Raw genomic sequence first — 21,916 nt, forward strand, 5'->3', positions numbered from 1 at the left:
CCTTTATCCTCCATACATATCGTGATTAACCTCTGCCTGATAATAGCTGTTTATCGTTGCCGGGGCATTATACAGGGCAGTCAAAAGATATGCTTTAATGTTTCCAACCTTGGTCGTATTTCGATTCAGACAAAACAGCACATATTCGATATGTGAATAATTCAGCTTCATAAACCTGCTTTTCACCAAAGCAACTGGCTTTTCTGTCCCTGCGATCCGAATCATACTGTCCTCCGGCATCATCATAACTTCAATCATCAGTTCTACCAGTTCATCCACATCTTCTTTGGCATGATATTGATAATCTATGTTTTCATGAATCACTTCACGATATGCCCGCATCTCCTCCATCACATCTCTTTTCTTTTTCAGATTGCCTGATATGATTGGATAGGATTGATTTATCTCAGTTTCACTAATATCAGTCTTGTTAATATCAGTATTATTAGATTGTGATTTCGGATATTCTGGTTTTGTGATTTCCACTATTCTTGAATGATGATTTTCACAATTTTGGAATTGTGATTCTGGAAATTCTTGATTTGTGGTTTTCATCATTCCTGAATTGTGATTTTCACCATTCTGTAATTGTGATTCCACACAATCCTGAATTGTGGATTTCACTACTCCTGAATGATGATTTTCACAATTCAGAAAAGTGCCTGTTTTTTCCCTATTCTCAGCTTCTGATTGCAGATTTGCACATTCTTCATGGTTTCCCTGCTCAGATTGCAGATCTGCACATTTTCTATAATTTTTCTGCTCTGATTGCAAATCTGCACAGCTATCCATCGGCTTTTGGTCTGGCACTTCTCTGAGCATAAAATTTTTCACATAAATAACATTAGGCTTTCCCAGACCCAGACGTTTCTTTTCAATCAGTCCAATCCCATTATTACTGTCCAACTCTTTTACCAGCTTCACTGCCTTTTGGGTTCCACAGTTCATCAGCTCTGCAATTTCTTCCACCGTGAAAATAATATATACTCTGTCCTCTGAATCCAGCCATCGGTTCTTAATGCTCAGGCTCATACGGTCCAGCATCAGACCGTATAATACCTTTGCTTCACAAGAAAGAGCTTTAAAGCATGGTTCTGTAAACAGCACTTTCGGGACACGATAAAAGCTATATTGTTCCGCTTCCATTCCCGTAAAATAATCAAACTGTATCTTCTGCATCTGCTACTCCTTCTCTGTTTTGTTTCCATTTATCCAAAAGCATAAAAATAACTTCTTCTATCTGTTCTTTAGAATATGTCTCTGGAAAATAATTGCCGATTCTTTTTGCCGGAATGGTTACATTGATTTTACTGTTTTCTTTTTTCAATAAAACGGCATAGATATAACCCTGATTTAATTTTCCATTTGCACTGCATTCCTTTAATTGTTCTGCCTGTTGTTTTGTCGGAAAGATATTACTGTTGACAATTCCTTCCAGAAGCCATTCCTGTTCCTGTGGTTTCAGATAAGACAATTTTTCTCCCACTATCATAGGGATTTTATTATCGTCCACATATTCCAATAATCCATCTGATAATGAAGCCAGACGGATATATCTCTGCACAGTTCTTCCACTGTCCCCGGCTGTTTCACCAACCATATCTGCCGTATATTTTTCACCTTTACTTCCCTGGTGCTTCATAGCATCATATTTCATCTTATAGGCATGGGCCTTTTCACTTGGCAGAATATTTTCACGCTGAATGTTGGAATCGACCATAATTATGACAGCTTCATCATCTGTATAGTTTCGGACAAGGACCGGCATAGTTGTTTTGCCACACAGTTCACAGCCTCTTTTTCTCCTGTGACCTGAAATCAGTTCATATCCACCTTCTGATCGGGGTCTTACCAGAGCAGGATTTAAAACACCGTAGTTTTTAATACTCTCTACTGTCTCAGCCATTTTTTCATCATCGCTTACATGAAATGGATGATTTTTGAAAGGATAGAGCTTTTCCAGTTCTATTTCCACAACCTGGTTCATACTCTTTTCCGGTGATTCTTCTAATCCCAGTAACTCATCATAAGAGGTAAGCTGAATCTCTTTTTTCGGTCTACGCATGTTTCAACACCTCCTGAACCAGTTCTCTGTAACTGTCTGCCCCTTTGCTTTTTCCATCATAAGCAAATATACTTACACCTTCAGATGCTGTTTCTGCAAGACTTTCCGTTCTCGGAATCGTCTGCTCAAAAATCTTAATGTCATTTCCATATGTAGTTTTAATTGCCTGTTTGTTTCTCTTTGCATTATTGTAACGGCAATTATCCATTGTGAACAAAATACCTTCTATCTGCAATTCCGGATTAAACCTCTGATGGATTCCTTTTACCACTTTCAGTAATTCCATAAGTCCATCCGCCGCATAATATTGTGGCTGTACCGGAATCAGAACGCTGTCCGCTGCACTCAACGCATTGATTGTCAGCATTCCCAATGATGGCATACAGTCAATCAGAATATAATCATATTCATCTTTCAATAGTTCCAGATACTCTTTCAGTACTTTTTCCCTATCCTCAACAGTAAATAAGGACATATCCATTCCGGCAAGCAATTTATTGGACGGAATCAGATCCATCCCTTCTTCATGGTGCAAGACTGCTTCCTTTGGATCAAACTCCAGTCCCATGATGATATTTTCCATCATACTCTTTAAAGTCACTTTGAGATTTTTGGGAAATCCCATTCCCATTGTCAGATGTCCCTGCGGATCTGCATCTACCAGCACTACTTTTTTCCCATTCTTTGTCAGTCCGGCTCCCAGATTGATGGTTGTCGTTGTTTTGGCTACTCCGCCCTTCTGATTTGCAATAGCAATTACTTTACACATATACCTTCCTCCGATTTACTGTTTTTCTTCTACTTCTACATAAACACGAAAATATTTACTTGTTCCTTTATTTGCATAAGCATCAGATACTTCCAGGACATCCAATTCCTTATGATTTTCCAAAATACGTCGAAACCATTGAATGTCCCTCAAAGTACCCTGTAATCTAATTTTCAGCATATATATCCTCCCAGTCTTTGTAAAAGCAATACTCTGGATAACGGATTTTAATAGCTTCCCAGAAATACCGGGCATATCCACAGCAAAACAGATCCTCTACGGTATAACACTGACATTCTTTCAACTGATCTTCTTCTGCTTCGTAATCTCCGACGCTTGGTGTTCCATTACAATACAGGTTAAATGCCATACGGACAATTCGTAAACTTCCACTGGTCTGCCACCCTTCCTGCAGGCATTCCGTTTTTACACATCCAGTTTTAAAATTATAGATTTTATTCACATTATCTCTTGTGTCTCTGTCGATACCCAGGCAATAAATCAAAGCCCGATGGTAGACATCCTGATATCTGCATTTTTTCAGATATTCCTCATAAAATTTTTCGTGTTCCCTGCTCTTGAAAGTAATTGTGCGAGAATTGCTATTCTCTGCTCTTAACGCTGTGTTTGTCATTTTCGTTTTCCTCCTGAATTTTTAATATTTTGGTATAAAAAAGACACTCCATTTCTGGAATGCCCTATAAAAAATAGGGACACCCGCTTTTGACAAGTATCCCTATAATCTATCAATAATCTGATAGCTCTCTATTCATTTTCATATTCAAGATTCTTTGTGTTCCCCGTCCCGAGGTCTAACGCAACAACAACGGTTACTTTCTTCACAAGGCTCTTTTCTTTGTGATTTTCACCTATTTTTCTGAAACTGAAAAACTCCACAAAGTGCGTAAATTCAAGGATTTCTACATATTTTTCCTTTGTAGCAACACCGCAGTCTCGACAGTTGTTTTAGTTTCCAAGGGAAGTTCTTTCACTTCCTCACCATCAACAGGCACAGGAAAGTTGAATACAATCTTCTTTATCCAACTTCCGTCTTTCCTTTTCTCCGGGAACATCTCAATTCGCTCGATAAAGGCCTTCATAAACTCTTTCTGCTCCGCTTCCGTTGCGGAATGGTAGACTTCATCAAATGCCAGCAACAAGCGATAGATATTGTCACCGGAAATCTTCTCCTGCTGAATGCTGCGGATCTGACTTTGCAATTCGCCAATCTGAACTTCAATTTCCTCTATGGTATCATACTGCTCATCATAGCGGCGCTGCAAGTCCAAAATTTTTCTGTCATAGTGGGCATCGTTGATGTCCAAGGTATCCATCTGACGCTCCAAGCGGCTTTTCGTTCCAAAGGCTTGCTTTAGCCGCCCTTGTAGGACAGCTATCTGCTTTTCCATATCTTCTGTATCAACTGCTGTTCCGATTTTCGCCTGAATCGCTTCTACAAACCGTGGATTATTGACCATAGCGGAGATAACCTTCGCCACAAATTTGTTGATCTCTGTCTGCTCGATATTCAACCGGAAGCTGCACTCATGTCCGGTAGGCGTAACCGTATTTTTGCAGTAGTAATAATACCGTGTTTTCTTGTCCTTGCTGTGTGCCTTGGCGATATTGCCGTACATACTCTTGCCACAGCATGGGCATTTCAAGATACCGGACAGGATGTGGGCGTGATCTGGATTGTTGACCTTTTCCCGCTTAAAGGAATTGATCTTGCGCTTCTCCTGTGCCAGATACCAATCTTCTTCGGAAATAATGGCTTCGTGCTGCCCATCGTAAACAGGGAACTCCGACTGCTCGACCACGTGCATCTCATTTCTTGTACCCTGTTTCTTTTCGGTTCTCCGTCTGCCGTAAGCAATTTTACCCATATAAACGGGATTGTCCAGTACGTCCTGCACAAAGTTCCTTGAAAATCCGGGAATGGTGTTATTCTGCCGCAGCTTCTTGATAAAACCGTTGCGGTTCAGATATTTGGCTACTCCGGCAACGCCCTCGTTGGTATGGATGTAGCGGTCATAAATGACCCGGATCACCTCAACTTCATCCTCTGCAATGACAAGGTTTCCATTTTCCAGTTTGTATCCATATGGAGCGAAACCGCCGTTCCATTTGCCCTCACGAGCCTTTTGCTCACGTCCTGCCATTGTCTGTGTGCGGATATTTTCTCGCTCAATCTCTGCCACCGCAGACAGCACAGAGATCATCAGCTTTCCTGCATCCTTGGAGCTGTCAATGCCATCCTCCACGCAGATCAGATTGACACCGAAATCCTGCATGAGTTGCAAAGAGTTCAGAACATCCGCCGCATTTCTGCCAAATCGGGACAGCTTAAAGACCAGCACATAAGAAACATCATCTTTGCCGTCCTGGATGTCATTCAGCATCCGTTGAAACTCCTGCCGCCCTTGGATGTTCTTGCCGGAAAATCCTTCGTCAGAATACTCCCCGGCAACGATCATATCCTCGTATGCCGCATACTTCCGCAGCTTGTCACGTTGGGCATCCAAGCTGTACCCGTCAACCTGCATGGAGGTGGACACTCTCGTATATAGATAACATTTAAGTTGTTTCTTTTTCAGAATCGCCACCTCCTTCGTTCATTTCTTTTACCACAAGTCCTTCGTTACGGATATAATACTCCAAAAGCCACAGCACATAATCCGGTGCATGGCGGTTGTCCAATTCCCACTCGGTCATCGTCCGGTATGGTATATGAACCAACTTGCAAAAGTCCTTCCGGTTTAATCCCGTGCTTTCCCGCAACTTTATAATTCTGTTTTTACAATCCATCTGCCTATCTCCCTAAAAGCAAAAATACACGTTGCGTACATATTATAGCATATCCGCAACAAGTACGCAACGTGTAAATTGTAAATTTTTACGCAGCCTTATCCGTCAAAGGCTGCGCTTGATTACTTTTCTCGGAATGCTCCACTTCCTGCGGAGCGTCCTGTTCCAATTTATCCAAAACCTGATGTCCATATTTCTGGAGCATCTGGCTCATAACATCCACACAGCGGTCAAATGCCGCATTATATTTCGCTTCCTCATAATATTTCTTCAATAGGCGATTCCTCCATCAAAGTTCCATATCCTGTCCACGCTTCCGTGCAGTGTGTTCGTGCTCCTGCGTTTCTTTTCCTTTGCTGAGGACAACATCAAGAAAAGCCCGAACCCTTTCGGATGCGATTTCCAGTGCATCCAAGAAGGGCTGGGCTTTCTTTTTCAGCTCTTGATATTGTTCATGCAGCGCATCGTACCGCTGCTTCCATGTTTTTGCACTTTTCTCCGCTTGCTCGAATTTCTGCTTGTACTTGATCTTCTCTGCCTTTTCCGCAAAGCTACTGACAGCATAATCTTTGAGTGTGCGGCATTCATCCGGTGTCAGAGTGATATTGTTTCCGAATATGGCCTTCTTGCCCATCGCTTCAATATCCTGCACCGTCAGTGCAAGAGTCTTTGCCGTCTTGGTTTCCTTTTGCAGCGCTTCCAGTTTCTTTTTCTGTTTTGCTGTGGCAGCTTTGGCATCCTCCAAACTCTGCTCTGCCTGTGCTACCTGCCCGGCCACAGTTTCCAGCCGCTGCTGTTCTGCCTGCACCTTGAACTGGGTCACAGTCAGATGTTCCTCGGTGCTTCCACGTTCTCCACGCTCCAGATCGGTATATCCGGCAACTCGCATGAAATGAAAAAAGTCATCCTGCAACACACTGTAGGATGACTTCAAAATCTTTTTTCCTCTTGCGTTCAACATTGGATTACCGTCCTCGTCAAGCACCGGCTTGGACTCCCATTTCTTACTGCGGCTGACCTGTGTGATGACCTCCTTAACGGTTCCCCGGAGGGCTTCATCCTTGCATCGCTTCGACCAAAGTATCTGCTTTTCCACCACCGGGATATAAACCACATGAAGGTGGTAGTGGTACACATTTTCGCCCAAAGCTTCGGACATTGCTCGGTTGCGCTCATCGGCGTGCATCACAGCGGAGAGGATATACTGCTCACCACCTACGATCTCCGCAGCAGCTTTGTAGGCATCGGCATAAAACTGTTTCGCAAATTCATAGCCGCCATGATTGTAGAAATAAGCGGAATTCACATCAAATGCCAACTCACCGTATTTGACGGCATCCGGTTTCAGACCTCTGGTGGAGATCACGCCGTCTTGTTCCATCTGCTCAAACATTTTTACATAATCGTCCGTGGGTGCTTTGAAATGGACGTTCAGAGAAGTGCGTTCCGGCACGATGTCCTGATTGCTGTAGCTGTCCTTTTCACGCTCATTGTGTTCCTGTACCTTTGCCACATCTGCCGGGTTTCCCAAGTCCTGATTTCTGGCTACGGTACGGTCTATTCCATCGTTTCTTGCCATTGGCGTTTCCTTTCTTTGAGATTTGCAGACAGCGGAGAACTACGGAGAGGCACTTTTTCAAAGTGTAATAACCCACTATGACACTTTCATCCATACTGGCTGCAAAGTGCCGTGGGCTCTCCGAGGGCTCTCCCGAGGGGGAATGCGGTCACTGCGGTGACCTCTGCTGAACTGCCCGAAAACTGTCTGCATCGTTTTCTGTTGTTCAGCCCGGATAGCTGCTGTTTTGCGAAACACCACCCATCCCGGCGGCAGTGAAAATCAAATCTTTCACTGCAATAGAAACAGCCCAAATAAAGGAAATGAGCTGTTTCTATCACAAGCGTTTCACGCTCTTTTGCTGCGTACATACGTACCAGCCAATGGGATTTACTCGACCTGCCGCCATTCCTCCGGAATGTCCTCCGGTACGTACGTACACGGCGAATTTCCGTAAAACCCATTTATATGAGGTCGTGCAATGGCTTCCACGCCCATGAATCCCCACACCCGTCGTCCGGCAGAGTTGGTGATGTTGTTGCAATGCTCCAGATTGAATTTCTTGGCATTGGCAATCATGGCGTCGCTGAAGCTGCGGGCTTTCAGCGGTGCAAGGGAATTTTCTTCGCACCACATCCGATAGATTTCATAGAAATCCTTGGAGCTGATGGACGCATCCGCTTTACGCCGGATATATCCCTCGGAATCCATGAAATCAAAGATATTGTTGTTGTCACGCTTGACCGCTTCCCGGTTTTCCCGGATACGGTCACTCTCCGTAAACTTAAAGTTGTTGGCAACAAGCCGCTGTAAGCCTTCAAATGCCCATAGGAAGATACCCTCGGCTTCAGCTTTCATCTTCTCTGCAAGGTCAGGATCGTCAGCTCTGTCCACCGGCTTTTCCTTGGTAGTCAGCACAAGCTGTCTGCGATAAAATCCGTCACTGCGGTCATACAGGGCTTGCAGATCACCGTTACTGAATGCCAGCAGCCGGGCGAACATCCAGCCCTGATAACTCTGCTTGCCTTTACGTTCCAAATCCATCTTGCCCTGTGCTGTCACGATGGATTTTACATAGTTGGTCTGGCGCAGAGCTTCCATCCGCATATCATCATCCACGCACAGCAGGATGTGTTCCAGATCGGCACGGGCGAAGCGGTTTTCAGAAATCTTGCCGATGCTGCCGTCTTTCATATTCGTGCCAAAGATAGCAGAAAGCGCAGCTCCGATTTGGGATTTGCCCTCGCCGCCGTTCCCCTTAATCACCATCATGCGCTGTCCCTTGTTGGAGGGAATCAGACAGTAGCCAATGAACTCCTGCAAAGTGGGGATGTCCTCCGCATGGAGCAGCCCATCCAGAAAGTTCAGCCAGATCACCGGCGCAGTAGCATCGAGATTGTAAGCAACAGGCAGACGACTTCGCACGATAGCCGGTCTGCCCTCGGTAAATGTTCCGTTCAGCAGCAGCGTACCGTTGGACACATGAATGCGATCCTGCTCCGGCGGAAAGTCCGGCACTTGTGCTTCCAGTTTCAGCACTTCCAGAATGTTGGTGATCTTCCGTGGGATATTGTTCGCAGCACAGAATTTCAGCTTGTCGTAAATCTCCCCACGCAATGGGAGATCGTCCGTCACTCTACCATCGGGCGTGAAAAAAGCTCCGTCTGCAAAGATGATTCTGCGCTCATGCAGAAATTCTTCACAAAACAGAGCTTCGTTGATGTTCTGCCCATCAAACCACATGGGCAAGTTCATATCAGGCGTTTTTCGGTTCTTCGCCATGGTACGCCACCTCCTTCTTCTTTCGTGCGGTGTACTCTTGCAGAAAAGCAATCTTGCCCTCCTTCATCAGCTTGTCCACCACAGCAACCCGTTCTTCCAAATCGCCCACGGTCAGCACGTCTGCCATATATTCGATATGGCAGTGCATCTGGCAAGCTTCCACAAAACGATCATCCAGAGCATTTTCCGGTGTCTTGGGTGCGTATCGTACTTTCCAATCTTCCAGCAGATGCAGATAATCCGTCAGCACCCGGAAGCACAGCATTTCATCCTCCCGGAACTGACGGATATAGGGACGTTTGAGCTTGGCCATAGCTGCGGCAGTGGGCGGTTTCGGGTTAAGCCCGAAGTCCGAAGCCAGCTTTTGCGCTGTCTCATAGCTGCTCATATTGAACAGCCTTGCCATAAGGTCGATCACATCTCCCTTTGCTCCACAGCCGAAACAGAAGAAATAGTCCTTATTCAGCTTCAAGCTCGGATGCCGGTCGTGGTGGAACGGGCAGCAAGTCATTCCGTTGTGGCTCACTTTCAGCCCATAGTGTTCGGCGGCTTGCTTGATGCTGATTGCCGCCTTGATGGTTTCATAGATGGTCATAGAAAAACCTCCGTTCATAATATTCTGGAAAGCACGAAGCACCCGCCGTGATTGGCAGGTGCTTCGCTCCTTCTATTATGGTTATGCCGAATTTTTCAAAAAACAGGCTAATGACAGGACAATCCTGTTTCAAAAAACAGGACAACTTATCTGAGGACGTAGATTTCTTCACATTTACATGATATAATTAGAAAAATGGAAAAACAGGACAGGAGGGCAAGCATGAACCAAGAATTGATGACTTTGGATTTTTGGCAGGATACGGTCATATATGAGGGCAAAACATTTCCTGTCGGTACGCTTGCCTGTGATGCACTGAATGTCCCTGCGGATACCATTGCAAAGGCGAACGAGCAATGCGAGAAAATCAATCTGCTGCTCGGAACATTAAACGCCGGACAGGACGCTTCTGCACTCTGTCCTATGGCAAGGGGAGCTACTCTGGCGATGCTGGATACTCTCAGCGAAACCCCGCCGTTCTCTTATATGGACATACCAAAGCACAGAGAACGGATAGAAAGGGTTTTTACTGCCGAAAATGCCTTGAAATATGTGGAGTTTGCCACAAAAGCCGCAACCAATTCTTTGCAATTTGAAGAAATCCAGAACTATGCCGAAGCAATCACGCTCCAGCGCTATACCGCTGTATGCGGGCATCTGGCCTACTCCCTTGGGGAATACCAAACGGCCATGCTTGATTTTGCAGAAAAATCAGACGGCAACGAAGCTGACCGCACCGCAGAGGGCTTTGCCAGAATGTTCGGCAATTATTTCCCGCCGGAGTTTTCCATCACGGAGGGCAATACCTGGATGTCTACCCTGAACAATTCCGTTCAGTATGTATCCGTCATCCGTCCCGGCGAAAAAGTTGCGAAGCTGGTCAAGCGGATGCACTATGTATCCTTTGTGGGGATGTTCCGGTCTGATCTCTTTGAGGGCCTGTGTGTTGGTCATGCACCGAAGAAATGCAAAATCTGCGGAAAGTGGTTTCTGACCACCAACGCAAGGCACACCAAATACTGCGGCGGATATGCACCGGGGGACAAGCTGCACCGCACCTGTCGGCAGATCGGCAACCTAAAAGGCAGAGAACAACGGGAGCTTGCGGACGATCATCCGGTGAAACAGATTTATGAGAAGCGGCTGAATACCATAAACCGCTATGTGAAGCGTGGTACTCTGGACGCTGATCTTGCGGAGGTTATGAAGAAGCTGGCAAAAGATAAGATGCTCCGGGCATTGAGCAATGTAGACTATGCCAAGGGAGATTACGAAAAAGAGATGGGACAGGCGGCTTTGAAGAAAGAAGCATTGAATAAAAATAACTTATAGGTATAAACAATGAAAATTATTGAAGTTACAGAAAACAAAAAGGAATATCTGGATTTGCTGTTATTGGCTGATGAGCAGGAAAACATGGTAGATCGCTATCTTGATAATGGCAGGATGTATATCCTCGATGATAATGGAGTTAAAAGCGAATGTGTCATAACCGGCGAAAGAAATGGTGTGCTTGAAATTAAGAACATTGCAACAGTTCCAGAACATCAAGGCAAAGGCTATGCAAAAGCTTTGATTGACTTTATCATCGAGAAATACAGCGGACAATATGCTGTTCTGCAAGTTGGAACGGGCGATAGTCCACTGACAATACCATTCTATGAAAAATGTGGTTTTGTCCTTTCTCACATAATACCAAATTTCTTTACAGACAATTATGACCACCCAATATATGAAGGTGGTGTACAGTTGGTGGATATGGTGTATTTGCAAAGAAAGTTCTAAATGCTGATATGGTAAACCGGAAGGAGGTGCGCTATGCTGAATGATTTTACATGGAATATGACCGGATACATACCGAAACACCATGTCAATCCGCACGGCGATAGCATCATTCCCTATGTGGCAGAGCGCATCTTCCAACTGGAACCGGAGCCGCCCAAGGTAGATAGTCTGAATGAATATATCCTGTCTGCCTTGCAGGAAAAGAATTTGCTTTATTTTTCGTTTTTCCTACATCACTACGAGCCGCAACTCAACAAGCGTATCAAATCCTTTCTCGGCATGGATGGCGGCGATCTGTACGACACAGACCGATTTATAGATATAAAGCTCTCCTGCCGGGAGCAAATGCTTCAAAAGCTGATGGACTATGACCCTGCCAAGGGTGCAGAGTATGCTACATACATTTTCCCGTTCATCCGGGATGCTATGCTCCGTTTTCGCATGGGCGAAGAAAAATGGTCGGTGTCCTCTCTGACCAATTACAAAATGGTGCGGTCAATGGCTTGGCTGTACCACAATACCAAGGATGCGGTCAACGAATTTTCCAAGAAATACAACTGCGATCTTGCCCTTGCGGAAGAATATCTGAAAGTTGTCCGTGGAATCCGCAATCAGCAGCCTTTCTATGTCACAGACGAGGACGGCGAAGAAACAGGCGAGGATGTAGCCCTTGACGATAGCTGGAACTATACCGATATCCTCTGGAACGGCATACAGGCAGAAAAGGTGCAGCGGGCATTTGAGAAACTGAATTACCGGGAACAGACCTTGCTCGAAAAACGGTTAGCAATTTGCATGACCTGTGGGCGTGTCAGCTCATGGAAAGACCGCCCCACCTTTGAAGAACTGGCGGTTATGTTTGAGGGCAGTACAGCCAGCGGTGCAGAACGAGCCTACCGAAAAGCAGTGGACAAGTTGACGGAATTGTTGGTTGCCGAGGGCGCAATCCATGCAGTCCGGCTAAAACAGAAATCCAAGATTAAGCGAAAAAAGAAAATCGCCGCCGCAATCTACGAATATCAGGCAGACTGCGACGGCGAATGGGGCGAAATATCATTAGATTTTGAGAACGGCAAGGCAGAGGTCATTTTGCTTGCCGATTGGGATACAGTGAAAACAAACAAATTTGCAAGCAGAGCAATCGCCTATCTTCTGAACTGTGAGAACGAAAAATTACCCAAGGAAATAATGGTGGCCTTTGAATAACGAGGGAGTGAGATACATGGAACAATTATTGATTATTGAAGATGATATAGGGTTGAATCAGGGTTTAAGTAAAGCACTGAAAGCAGATGACCGTCAGATCATTTCCTGCCAAGACCTAAAAGCGGCGAAGGAACAGCTTCTTTGCGGCGGTGTATCCCTGATCCTGCTGGATATCAATCTGCCGGATGGCAGCGGGCTCGAGTTGCTCCGGGAGGTCAAGGAAAACACACCCTATATTCCTGTTATTCTGCTGACTGCCAATGACACCGATCTGGACATCGTAGACGGACTGGAGAGGGGCGCTGATGATTACATTACCAAGCCCTTTTCTCTTTCGGTTTTGCGGGCAAGGGTGAATACCCAACTGCGAAAGCAAGCGTCAAACCATAAAAATGCGCCGTTCCATATGGATCTATTTCACTTTGACTTTGAGGCTATGATCTTTTATGTGGGAGATTCAAAAGTGGAATTGAGCAAAACAGAACAAAAATTACTGCGTCTGCTTGTTGAAAATCGTGGTCGAACCATGACCCGTGGAGACCTTGTCGACCGGATCTGGACAGATGGCGCAGAATATGTGGATGAAAATGCTTTGTCTGTTACGATCAAGCGTCTGAGGGATAAGCTTGGTGCACAGAAATACATTAAAACCGTCTATGGAATCGGTTATAGCTGGGTGACAAAAGATGAATAAAACCGGTATTGTGATCATACTGCTGTGTTTTCTGGCGGCGGCAGCTGTTGTGTTATGGGAGCGGAGAAAGACCAGAAAAACGATGGAAGAAATCGAAAGGATGCTGGACGCTGCCATGACCGGCTCCTTTTCTGAAACCAATTTTGATGAAAGCCGGCTGTCTGCTTTGGAAACAAAGTTTGCACACTATCTTTCCGCAGCAGAAGCATCTTCTCGAAATGTAGCGCAGGAAAAAGACAAAATCAAAACCTTGATTGCGGACATCTCGCACCAGACAAAAACGCCGATTGCAAACCTGCTGTTATACAGCGAGCTTCTGAAGGAGGAAACTATGCCTGCATCGGCGAAGGCAAATGTGGAGGCGCTGTACAAACAATCGGAAAAGCTGCGATTTTTGATCGATTCTCTCGTAAAGCTTTCCAGACTGGAAAACGGGATCATTTCACTCTCCCCTCAGCAAGCAGCGCTGCAGCCGCTGCTTGAAAGTGTGGTAGAACAATATACTGCCAAGGCTTCTGAAAAAGGATTGTCTTTGCAAATGCAGGATACAGATGCTTTTGCTGTATTCGACTTCAAATGGACAGCGGAAGCGCTGGCTAATATCGTAGACAACGCCATCAAATATACAGAGCATGGCACAATCAGGATTTCTGCCGTAAGTTACGAAATGTTTGCAAGGATCGATATATCGGATACCGGTTCAGGCATACCGGAAAATGAGCAAGCGAAGATATTTGCTCGCTTTTACCGCTCAAATAGTGTGCAGAAACAAGAAGGGGTCGGCATCGGCTTATATCTTGCCCGACAGATCATATCCGGCGAGGGCGGTTATATCAAGGTTGCTTCCGTTCCGGGAAAAGGAAGTACGTTTTCCATATTTCTGCCGAAATAACAACAATTCTATCAAAACTGTTAGATTTCATTTTCCGCCGGAAAGAATGTGGAAAGATTCCTATGCGATAATCTGTATGTATCAAAGGATCATTTCCTTTCATATATACAGATTTTTTCATGGAGGTACTCATTTATGGAAGTTTTACAGGCAAAAAACCTGAAAAAGATTTATGGCTCCGGCAATAACGCAGTTCATGCGTTGGATGGAGTTGATTTAAGTGTAAAGAAGGGCGAATTTGTTGCAATTGTCGGCACATCCGGCTCCGGCAAATCCACGCTGCTGCACATGCTGGGCGGGCTGGATCGCCCTACAAGCGGCACGGTTATGGTGGACGGACAGGATATTTTCTCCCTGAAGGAGGAAGCGCTGACCATCTTCCGCCGCAGGAAAATCGGCTTTGTATTCCAAGCATATAATCTTGTTCCGGTGCTGAATGTGTATGAAAATATTGTTCTACCCATTGAGCTGGACGGTGGCAAGGTCAATAAGGATTTCGTACAGCAGATTGTACAGACACTTGGGCTGGATGATCGTCTGGATGCGCTGCCCAATCAGCTCTCAGGCGGTCAACAGCAGCGAGTAGCCATTGCCCGTGCGCTGGCGGCAGCACCCGCTATCATTCTGGCAGATGAACCCACCGGCAATCTGGATTCCAAAACCAGCCAGGATGTATTGAGCCTTTTGAAAGTCACCAGTCAAAAGTTCGCCCAGACAATCGTAATGATCACTCACAACGAAGAAATTGCGCAGATGGCAGACCGCATTATCCGTATCGAAGATGGTCGGATCGTCTCCCAGAACTAACGGGAGGTGGCTACGATGAATGTCAAAAACAGAAAATGTATTCGGAAGCTCAGCTTAAAATCTCTTTATGCGAACCGCCGCCGCAATCTGATCGCCATTTTTGCCATTGCGCTGACAACGCTGCTATTTACGTCCATGTTCACCATTGTCTTGTCGTTGAACGCCAGCTATGAAACCTACCAGTTTCGGCAGGTAGGCGGCTATGCACACGGCACCTTTAAGGATGTTTCCCCCGAGCAGGCGGAACGTATCGCCGCCCACCCGAAGGTAAAGTCTGCGGGGGCACGGAAGGTGATCGGCATCACTGCGGATGGTGTCTTTTCCAAAACGCCGGCAGAGATCAGCTACATGGATGCCAACTGCACCAAATGGAGCTATGCCACCCCTACTACCGGACGGATGCCCGAAAGCGGCAAAGAGGTGACCATGGATACGGCAGCGTTGCAGCTGCTTGGCGTGACGCCGGAACTGGGCGCAGAGGTCACGATTTCCTATTCCATCACGGACAAGGATCAAACCGCCTTTACTGTAACAGATACCTTTACGCTGGTGGGCTATTGGGACTATGATGAACTAATGCCTGTTCATTACATCAACATCAGCCGTGATTACGCAGATGACATCGAAGCGCAGGCAGTGAAAACAGGGTTACAGTCTTTCCGCACCGATTTGAATGTCATGCTGGCCTCCAGCACAAACATTCAAGGGCAGATGGAGCAGGTGGATACCGATCTGGGCTACACATGGGACAGCTATACCGATCCCAACAGCGTCCGGATCGGCGTCAACTGGGGATATACCTCATCCCAGCTGGAGTCGCAGCTCGATCCAGAGCTGATGGTCGCCATAGCAGCTTTTTTGCTGCTGGTGATTTTTACCGGGTATCTTATCATTTATAACATTTTCCAGATCTCTGTTGCGGGGGATATCCGGTTTTATGGACTTCTGAAAACCATTGGCACAACGCCCCGGCAGCTCAAACGCATCATTCGCCAGCAGGCACTTCTGCTTTGTCTGATCGGCATTCCGGCAGGGCTGCTGCTGGGCTACGGCATCGGCGCTGTTCTGGTACCTGTTGTCTTGCGCTCCACCCAGTTGGAGGTGGGCATTACCACCATCAGCACTTCGCCTGTGATCTTTGTTGGCTCCGTGCTGTTTGCCCTGCTGACGGTGCTTTTGTCCTGCTCCAAGCCCGGGAAAATGGCAGCCAGGGTTTCTCCGGTGGAGGCTACCAAATATACGGATGCAATGCAGACCAAGAAAAAACAGCGCAGCACCCGGGGAGCGAAGCTCCATCAGATGGCCTTTGCCAATCTGGGACGAAACAAAAAAAAGACGGTGCTGGTGGTGGTGTCTCTGGCACTGTCGGTGACGCTGTTCAATGCGCTGTGTGCCTTTGTGGGCGGCTTCAGCATGGAGAAGTATGTATCCTTCACGACCTGCGCCGATTTTATCGTCAGCACGCCCGACTATTTCCGTTACAACCCGGCAGATGAATTCATCACGCCGGAACAGATCGAAGAGATCGCAGCAAACACAAAGCCCAGTCTTTCCGGCACGGGATATGCTGTGCGAAAACCCGTATATCTTTGGATGACGGAGGATGCTCTGCGGCAGGACTATGCAAGGTACGAAAGTGCTGAGCAGTTGGACAGCCATATGAGCCGCATGGAGCACCGGGGCGATATGGTGATGGGAGATACCAGAATCGAGGCTCTGGATAACAGCCTGTTTGACAAGCTGCAAGTGTTCGACGGAGATATTTCTCCTATGCTGGAGCCAAACAATAACGCTATTGCCATTGCGGTTTCCTTAGATGACTACGGTAATCTGCCCAATCCTGAATACTACCCCAAGGTGGGAGACACGATCACCGCCACCTATGCGGACGATGTGAAATATATCGACAGCCGCACCGGGGAACTCCGCACCGAAGATACACCGGAGGAGTACTTTCAGGAAAAACTGTATGGAGCCAGAGATGTAGAGTACACGGTCTGCGCCTTGGTAGAGCTTCCGTATTCCATGAGTTATCGTTATGGTGGTATTGGATATGAGACAGTTTTGTCTGTGGATACCGCACAGAGGGACAGCGGTGGTGCGGCCATTCCGATGCTCTACCTGTTCGACACAGCAGACGAAGCTGACGAGACCGAAGCAGAGCAATATCTATCGAAGCTCACTGCCGGTGAGTTTTCCCCCTTGATGTATGAAAGCAAGGCCACGGTTCGCTCTGAGTTTGCTCAGTTCCGGCAGATGTTCCTTCTGATAGGTGGTATCCTCTGTGCTATCATCGGACTGGTGGGACTCTTAAATTTCTTCAACGCCATGATGACTGGTATTCTTTCCCGCCGCCGTGAATTTGCTGTGCTTCAGGCTGTAGGAATGACAAACCGGCAGCTCAAAACCATGCTGATCTATGAGGGATTGTTTTACGCAATGTCCTCCGTAGCGGTGGCTTTTATTCTGTCGCTGGCGGTGGGACCTCTTGCAGGAAAAATGCTGGGCAGTATGTTCTGGTTCTTTGAGTATCGATTCACCATTCTGCCTGTCCTGCTGACAATTCCGGTATTTCTTCTGCTGGGGTGGCTGATTCCTTGCATGATGTATGACAACGCAGCAAAATGCAGTGTTGTAGAGCAATTAAGGGATGCTCAATAACTGTTAAGCAAAAAATGGCCCTCTGCCAATGAAAAGGCAGAGGGCTGAGTTTTAATCTAAGGGTTTACATTCAGTTACAGTTTTTAGATAAATTTCGGGGTTTCCGTTCAAAACAAGGTCTGCATATCCAATCGGGTCATTGTAGATTAGATAGTCCAGCTCTGACCGCTGATACATATTGTCAGCAACCTCATTCTCCACGGCTATTGTATCAATAGCAATCATACTGCCATCTAAGAATTTCAGTTCCACACAGGCATTATCCATGTTGAACTCACAAGAAATCAACCTATCCATAAGAAACCTCCACTTTGCTGGATGTTAGATCATCCCAAAATATTTGAATGCTTCTCGGATTGCTTTCTCTTTTTCCGGTGGACACTGGGGCTGTCTGGAATCCTCGGACTTCGGCAGATTATAGTTCTTACCAACCCCAATCCCACATTTTCGCTTAATTTGTGAGATATACAGGTTGGATACCTTTAACCCGCTATGCTCCAGCACATAGTCCTTAATCTGGGTGTAGGTTGCCCCATCTTGAAATTCGGACATATCCATATCTTCCAAAGAGAACTCAACCCGAATCTTTTTCGAGTCGACCTCGCCCTTGGAAAGCAAGACAACCGTCTCCACATGCACCGTCTGAGGGAATTGATCTACCCCACATACTTTCTTCAACTCATATCCATTATCGCACAAAAATCTCAGATCCCGCGCGAGTGTCGCGCTGTCGCAGCTTACGTAGACGACACGTTTTGGCTGCATCTTGAGGATGGTCTTGAGCAGCATTTCATCGCAGCCTTTGCGTGGCGGGTCGACTACGATCACGTCTGCGTAGACACCGTTTTTCTCGTATTCTCTCGGCAGGACTTCTTCTGCTTTTCCGACGAAGAATTCCACGTTTTCAATATTGTTGATCTGTGCATTTCGTTTTGCATCATCGATCGCTGCCGGGACGATTTCTACGCCTCGGACGAATTTGGCTTGCTGAGCGAGGAAAAGGGAGATCGTTCCGATTCCGCAGTACAGATCCCAGACGGTCTCTTCTCCATGAAGGTCTGCATATTCCAGTGCCTTAGAATACAGTTTCCAGGTCTGTTTCGGGTTTACCTGGAAGAAAGAAAGCGGTGAGATCTCGTAAGAAATATCCCCGATCTTATCTGTGATATATTCCTGTCCCCAGATTGTTTTGACCTTGTCTCCAAGGATCACGTTGCTTCGTTTCTTGTTGATGTTCAGGGAAATGCTGGCCATTCCCGGGATCTCACGCAATTTCTCGATCAGTTCTTTCTGATGCGGAAGATCCTGTCCATTGATGATCAGACAGACCATTAGCTCCCCTGTAAAAAATCCATAACGCACAAAAATATGACGCACTAGTCCCTTGCCTGTCATCTCATCGTAAGGAGCGATACCATACTTCTCCATATGCGCGATCACAATATCCAGGATTTCCTTGTTCTGCGGGATTCCCAGCGCACAGTCACGGTTCTCGATGATCGCATGGGTGCGTCCTGCATAAAATCCGGTGATGATCCTGCCTTCTTTGTTCCGTCCAACCGGGAACTGTGCCTTGTTTCGATAATGATAAGGCTCGTCCATACCGATCATTGGCTCCATCGGAAGGTCGCGGAATCCACCGATCCGCTCCAGATGACCGCGGAGTTTCTTTTCTTTAAAAACTTTCTGTTCTTCATAAGATACCGCCTGAAGCTGGCATCCGCCACACTGACGGGCTGACGGACACACCGACTCTACGCGGTATGGAGATGGTTTCAGGATCTCCATCAGACGTCCGTATCCGTAGTTCTTTTTTGCCTTCATGATCTTGGCTGTAACAATATCTCCAATCACTGCGTCCTTTACAAAAACAGTGAAGCCATCAGCTTTTCCAATGCCTTCACCGTCTGTTCCGCAGTCCACGATTTCTAACGTAACAATGTCATTTTTACGATATTCCATGGAATCATACGTCTCCTGTTCTTCTCAGATTTGATTCAAAAAGCCTGTTGTATCCAAGCCATTCTTTCTTGCCTTTGTCCGCTGCAAAGATCTCTGTCAGAGTCTCCATGCGGGCATCTGTGTTGTCTGCGAGATTCAGTGCTACTGCCTCTGCAAGTGCCGGTTTCTTCGGAGAACCGTATTCCAGTTCGCCGTGATGTGCCAGGATGCAGTGTACCAGCTGATTTTCCAGTGTTTCCGGGAAATCCGGAATCTCTTTTGCCAGATCATGCACCATCTGGGCACCGATGATGATATGTCCCAGAAGCTGTCCTTCATCTGTATAATCATTCATCGGGAAGGAAGAAAGTTCCTTTGTCTTGCCGACATCATGAAGCAGCGATGCTGTGATCAGAAGGTCTCTCTTGAGAAGCGGATAAGCATTTGCCATATAGTCACAGAGCTTTGTAACGCTTAAGGTGTGCTCCATCAGTCCTCCGATAAAACCATGATGCACGGTCTTTGCCGCGGAATGCTCCTGGAAAGATTTCAGGAATTCCTTGTCTTCTACAAAAAGTTTATTCAGAAGTGCGGACAGGTATTCGTTCTTCACGCTCTTGATCATGCCAATGATCTGTCCGTACATATCGTCTGTGCTGTTCTCGCTGACTGGAAGATAATCTGCCGGGTTGTATTCTCCTTCATGTGCCTTGCGGACTCTCTTGATATTTAACTGCATGGCACCTGCAAAAGTTGTCACATCTCCGACAACTTCAATATAATCCAGTGCGTCAAAATCATCGATCCCAAGTGAATTCGGGTCCCAGATTTTGCCGTCCAGCATGCCTGTCTTGTCCTGAAGAATCACGTTTTCGTATGGTTTGCCGTTCTTTGTTGTTGCTGCCTGTTTCTGTTTACAGAGATAGATCCCGTTGAGTCTGTCTCCTTCGTGTAATTCGTTTATAAAACGCATGATACTCTTGCCTTTCTATTTTTCCTTTATTGTAACTTTCAGTTGTACATCTTCGTATTCGCCGAATGGATTCTTGCGGTATACATTGACTGTCGTGCGTGTTCCCTTATTCAGCCCCTGGAGTACAGACGCATATTCTTCCATCGACTGTACTTCCTGCCCGTCCAAGGCATGCAGGATGTCTCCGTTCTGGATCCCTGCTGTCATTGCCGGAGAATCCTCATCCACTGCATCCACATAAACGCCCCGCGGAACATCCAGATTCTCAGACTGGTAGGATGAGATCGTCGCTCCCATGATCCCTATGTAACAGATATCTTCTCCATTTGCCATGCTCTCAAGAAGCGGCCGAAGCTGTGCTGTCTCCACCGCACGGATCACATTGGTACGGTCTTCTTCCTGATTCCAGATGATTCCTGCAACTTCACCGGAAGAGTTTAATAAAATCCCTCCGCCTTCCTCACTGCCGACCATATCTGTCGTGAGCATTCCATACTCCTCATCAGCAACCTTAAGTGTACCTGTCACAGACGTTATCGTTCCTCCCATAAGAGAATCATAATCACCTGACGGACTGCCGATCGCAATAACGGACTCTGTCTGCTTCATATCATCTGCTGTCACCAGCGGCGCTGCCGGGATTTTCTCCTGCGTCTCCTCATCCACAGACGTAAAAGGGACCTTTATCACAAAAAATCCTGTCCTGAGATCCTTCTTGCACAGAATCCCATCGGTCACGGTTCCATCCGAAAATGTGACCGTAAATTTATCTGCTTCCTGCATCTGGTCTGAAACTGTCAATATATAAAAAGCTTCGGAATTTTTGAGAAAAACAAATCCCTCCTCATCTCCGTATTCCAGAAAGGAATCATCCAGAAGGTCAGAATCCTCTCCTGCTGCCGATATCCGCACAAGTGCCCTGCGCGGTTCCTCCGCGATCTGGCTCATCCCATCTGACAGGTCGTTCTGCCAGGCGGTGGAAGCCGATGTTTTCTCCTGCTCTGTTGCTTCCGGTGTCGGCGTTACCTGCTCTGCCTTTACAGATGGTGTCAGAGTGACAACTGCTTTCTGATCCGGGGCAGTTCCAAATCTCTCCAGTGCCTTCGGAACGATCAGTGCCATCGTACCCGCTGCACAGGCGCCAAAGATCACACCGCAGACTGCTGCCGTCAGAAATTTCCCCGCCAGTCGTTTCCTGTCCGTCGGCTGCTCTTTGATCGTCTCTTTTATAAAAGAATAATTCTCCGAAGATGCTTTCTTATCATTCCGCATATAGCTTTTTCTCCTATAATTCAAACCTGACAATTCGTGTTTATTTTAGCAGGAAGTTATGAATTTTTTATGAATAAAATCCGTCTAATTTTTATCATGTTTTTCCGT

General features: G+C 46.4%; 22 protein-coding genes. 7 read left to right on the plus strand and 15 right to left on the minus strand.

Annotated features, from left to right (window positions below; genetic code table 11):
- Positions 1-3 precede the first annotated feature (3 nt).
- The 11 genes from DXC01_RS08470 to DXC01_RS08515 form a co-directional block, all read right to left on the minus strand.
- Entirely contained in the window at positions 4-1,179 is a 1,176-nt protein-coding gene (locus DXC01_RS08470; protein ID WP_117548359.1) for a DUF6017 domain-containing protein, read from the minus strand.
- Entirely contained in the window at positions 1,160-2,065 is a 906-nt protein-coding gene (locus DXC01_RS08475; RefSeq protein WP_117548358.1) for a ParB/RepB/Spo0J family partition protein, read from the minus strand. The genes DXC01_RS08470 and DXC01_RS08475 overlap by 20 nt, the downstream gene beginning before the upstream one ends.
- A complete protein-coding gene (locus DXC01_RS08480; protein WP_096241086.1) occupies positions 2,058-2,834 on the minus strand; it encodes a ParA family protein in 777 nt (258 codons plus the stop codon). The genes DXC01_RS08475 and DXC01_RS08480 overlap by 8 nt, the downstream gene beginning before the upstream one ends.
- Positions 2,835-2,849: 15 nt before the next feature.
- Entirely contained in the window at positions 2,850-3,014 is a 165-nt protein-coding gene (locus DXC01_RS20290; RefSeq protein ID WP_166462287.1) for a hypothetical protein, read from the minus strand.
- The gene (locus DXC01_RS08485) at positions 3,001-3,468 is read right to left on the minus strand and encodes a DUF6075 family protein (protein ID WP_117548357.1); all 468 of its coding nucleotides are present in this window, start codon (positions 3,466-3,468) and stop codon (positions 3,001-3,003) included. The genes DXC01_RS20290 and DXC01_RS08485 overlap by 14 nt, the downstream gene beginning before the upstream one ends.
- 286 nt (positions 3,469-3,754) lie before the next feature.
- Positions 3,755-5,431, minus strand: a complete 1,677-nt coding sequence (locus DXC01_RS08490) for a recombinase family protein (RefSeq protein ID WP_118698743.1) — start codon at positions 5,429-5,431, stop codon at positions 3,755-3,757.
- Entirely contained in the window at positions 5,412-5,573 is a 162-nt protein-coding gene (locus DXC01_RS08495; protein WP_330427646.1) for a hypothetical protein, read from the minus strand. Before DXC01_RS08495 ends, DXC01_RS08490 begins: the two co-directional genes overlap by 20 nt.
- 157 nt (positions 5,574-5,730) lie before the next feature.
- Positions 5,731-5,916: a hypothetical protein gene (locus DXC01_RS08500; protein WP_118661304.1), complete on the minus strand. Its 186-nt coding sequence runs from the start codon at positions 5,914-5,916 to the stop codon at positions 5,731-5,733.
- A 15-nt stretch (positions 5,917-5,931) separates the two neighbouring features.
- Entirely contained in the window at positions 5,932-7,221 is a 1,290-nt protein-coding gene (locus tag DXC01_RS08505) for a plasmid recombination protein (protein ID WP_118661305.1), read from the minus strand.
- A gap of 369 nt (positions 7,222-7,590) precedes the next feature.
- Entirely contained in the window at positions 7,591-8,982 is a 1,392-nt protein-coding gene (locus DXC01_RS08510; protein ID WP_118661306.1) for a DNA primase family protein, read from the minus strand.
- Positions 8,957-9,577, minus strand: a complete 621-nt coding sequence (locus DXC01_RS08515; protein ID WP_118661307.1) for a CHC2 zinc finger domain-containing protein — start codon at positions 9,575-9,577, stop codon at positions 8,957-8,959. Before DXC01_RS08515 ends, DXC01_RS08510 begins: the two co-directional genes overlap by 26 nt.
- A 222-nt stretch (positions 9,578-9,799) precedes the next feature.
- Between DXC01_RS08515 and DXC01_RS08520 the strand changes: the two genes are divergently transcribed.
- The 7 genes from DXC01_RS08520 (at position 9,800) to DXC01_RS08550 (ending at position 17,622) form a co-directional block, all read left to right on the plus strand.
- Entirely contained in the window at positions 9,800-10,909 is a 1,110-nt protein-coding gene (locus DXC01_RS08520) for a DUF6076 domain-containing protein (protein ID WP_118698702.1), read from the plus strand.
- A gap of 9 nt (positions 10,910-10,918) precedes the next feature.
- A complete protein-coding gene (locus DXC01_RS08525; RefSeq protein WP_118661308.1) occupies positions 10,919-11,362 on the plus strand; it encodes a GNAT family N-acetyltransferase in 444 nt (147 codons plus the stop codon).
- A 33-nt stretch (positions 11,363-11,395) separates the two neighbouring features.
- Complete coding sequence (locus DXC01_RS08530) at positions 11,396-12,568, plus strand: hypothetical protein (RefSeq protein ID WP_118661309.1); 1,173 nt, start codon at positions 11,396-11,398, stop codon at positions 12,566-12,568.
- A gap of 16 nt (positions 12,569-12,584) precedes the next feature.
- Positions 12,585-13,262, plus strand: a complete 678-nt coding sequence (locus DXC01_RS08535; protein ID WP_118698703.1) for a response regulator transcription factor — start codon at positions 12,585-12,587, stop codon at positions 13,260-13,262.
- Between the two features lie 82 nt (positions 13,263-13,344).
- A complete protein-coding gene (locus tag DXC01_RS08540; protein ID WP_330427647.1) occupies positions 13,345-14,154 on the plus strand; it encodes a sensor histidine kinase in 810 nt (269 codons plus the stop codon).
- 135 nt (positions 14,155-14,289) lie between these two features.
- Positions 14,290-14,961 (plus strand): ABC transporter ATP-binding protein, encoded by a 672-nt coding sequence (locus tag DXC01_RS08545; protein WP_006858253.1) that lies wholly within the window; start codon positions 14,290-14,292, stop codon positions 14,959-14,961.
- A 15-nt stretch (positions 14,962-14,976) separates the two neighbouring features.
- Positions 14,977-17,622: an ABC transporter permease gene (locus tag DXC01_RS08550; protein WP_118698705.1), complete on the plus strand. Its 2,646-nt coding sequence runs from the start codon at positions 14,977-14,979 to the stop codon at positions 17,620-17,622.
- Positions 17,623-17,673: 51 nt separating this feature from the next.
- Here DXC01_RS08550 and DXC01_RS08555 read toward each other — a convergent pair whose 3' ends face one another.
- From DXC01_RS08555 to DXC01_RS08570, 4 genes are read right to left on the minus strand one after another with little or no spacing between them, the layout of a single operon-like run.
- Entirely contained in the window at positions 17,674-17,919 is a 246-nt protein-coding gene (locus DXC01_RS08555; RefSeq protein ID WP_006858255.1) for a DUF6061 family protein, read from the minus strand.
- A gap of 24 nt (positions 17,920-17,943) precedes the next feature.
- Entirely contained in the window at positions 17,944-19,584 is a 1,641-nt protein-coding gene (rlmD, locus tag DXC01_RS08560; RefSeq protein ID WP_118698706.1) for a 23S rRNA (uracil(1939)-C(5))-methyltransferase RlmD, read from the minus strand.
- A 4-nt stretch (positions 19,585-19,588) separates the two neighbouring features.
- Complete coding sequence (locus DXC01_RS08565) at positions 19,589-20,536, minus strand: 3'-5' exoribonuclease YhaM family protein (RefSeq protein WP_118252870.1); 948 nt, start codon at positions 20,534-20,536, stop codon at positions 19,589-19,591.
- 15 nt (positions 20,537-20,551) lie between these two features.
- Entirely contained in the window at positions 20,552-21,808 is a 1,257-nt protein-coding gene (locus DXC01_RS08570; RefSeq protein WP_118698707.1) for a S1C family serine protease, read from the minus strand.
- Positions 21,809-21,916: the final 108 nt, after the last annotated feature.

It is taken from the genome of Blautia sp. OM07-19 (assembly GCF_003481595.1).
In the GTDB taxonomy this organism is placed as follows: domain Bacteria; phylum Bacillota; class Clostridia; order Lachnospirales; family Lachnospiraceae; genus Blautia_A; species Blautia_A intestinihominis.